Annotated in this window: 1 rRNA gene; it reads right to left on the bottom strand. The window is 57.8% G+C overall.

The features are described 5' to 3' along the window. Positions 1 to 1569, bottom strand: a 23S ribosomal RNA gene (locus AN215_RS00145); the annotation flags it as partial. Between the last annotated feature and the right edge of the window lie 100 nt (positions 1570 to 1669).

Here is a 1669-nt window from a genome sequence, read left to right as displayed (position 1 = left end):
TTCACGGGCTTAGCATCACCTGATTCAGCGCTGGCGCACTGCCACGGGTACCGGAATATCAACCGGTTATCCATCGACTACGCCTGTCGGCCTCGCCTTAGGACCCGACTTACCCTGGGCAGATCAGCTTGACCCAGGAACCCTTAGTCAATCGGCGCACACGTTTCTCACGCATGTATCGCTACTCATGCCTGCATTCTCACTCGCATACCGTCCACAACTACCTTCCGGTGCTGCTTCACCCGGCACACGACGCTCCCCTACCCACCCCAACAGGCGTTAGCCCTTCACGTTGGAGTGACACGACGTCGGCGGTGTGCTTGAGCCCCGCTACATTGTCGGCGCGGAATCACTTGACCAGTGAGCTATTACGCACTCTTTCAAGGATGGCTGCTTCTAAGCCAACCTCCTGGTTGTCTCTGCGACTCCACATCCTTTCCCACTTAGCACACGCTTAGGGGCCTTAGTCGATGCTCTGGGCTGTTTCCCTCTCGACCATGGAGCTTATCCCCCACAGTCTCACTGCCGCGCTCTCACTTACCGGCATTCGGAGTTTGGCTAAGGTCAGTAACCCGGTAGGGCCCATCGCCTATCCAGTGCTCTACCTCCGGCAAGAAACACACGACGCTGCACCTAAATGCATTTCGGGGAGAACCAGCTATCACGGAGTTTGATTGGCCTTTCACCCCTAACCACAGGTCATCCCCCAGGTTTTCAACCCTGGTGGGTTCGGGCCTCCACGAAGTCTTACCTCCGCTTCACCCTGCCCATGGCTAGATCACTCCGCTTCGGGTCTTGAACACGCTACTCAGACCGCCCTCTTCGGACTCGCTTTCGCTACGGCTCCCCCACACGGGTTAACCTCGCAACATGCCGCAAACTCGCAGGCTCATTCTTCAAAAGGCACGCAGTCACGACGCACCAAGCAAGCTTGGCACGCGACGCTCCCACGGCTTGTAGGCACACGGTTTCAGGTACTCTTTCACTCCGCTCCCGCGGTACTTTTCACCATTCCCTCACGGTACTATCCGCTATCGGTCACCAGGGAATATTTAGGCTTGACGGGTGGTCCCGCCAGATTCACACAGGATTTCTCGGGCCCCATGCTACTCGGGTGGTCCTCAAACAAGTTGCTGACATTTCAGCTACGGGGGTCTTACCCTCTACGCCGGGCCTTTCGCATACCCTTCGCCTACATCAACAATTTCTGACTCGCCGACCGGCCGGCAGACCGGACAAGAGAACTCCCACAACCCCGTACATGCAACCCCTGCCGGGTCTCACACACATACGGTTTAGCCTCATCCAGTTTCGCTCGCCACTACTCCCGGAATCACAGTTGTTTTCTCTTCCTGCGGGTACTGAGATGTTTCACTTCCCCGCGTTCCCTCCACACACCCTATACATTCAGATGCGGGTGACAGCCCATGACGACTGCCGGGTTTCCCCATTCGGACACCCCCGGATCACAGCTCGGTTGACAACTCCCCGGGGCCTATCGCGGCCTCCCACGTCCTTCATCGGTTCCTGGTGCCAAGGCATCCACCGTGCGCCCTTAAAAACTTGGCCACAGATGCTCGCGTCCACTGTCCAGTTCTCAAACAACAACCAGCCACCCACCACCCCCACCCCATCGGGGCGAAGTACACCGGGACCGGCAACCAAGAGA

Source organism: Streptomyces abyssalis (assembly GCF_001751365.1).
Lineage (GTDB): Bacteria > Actinomycetota > Actinomycetes > Streptomycetales > Streptomycetaceae > Streptomyces > Streptomyces abyssalis.
The sequence above is the reverse complement of the archived record's forward strand: the minus strand, read 5'-3'. Positions and strand labels throughout refer to the sequence as shown.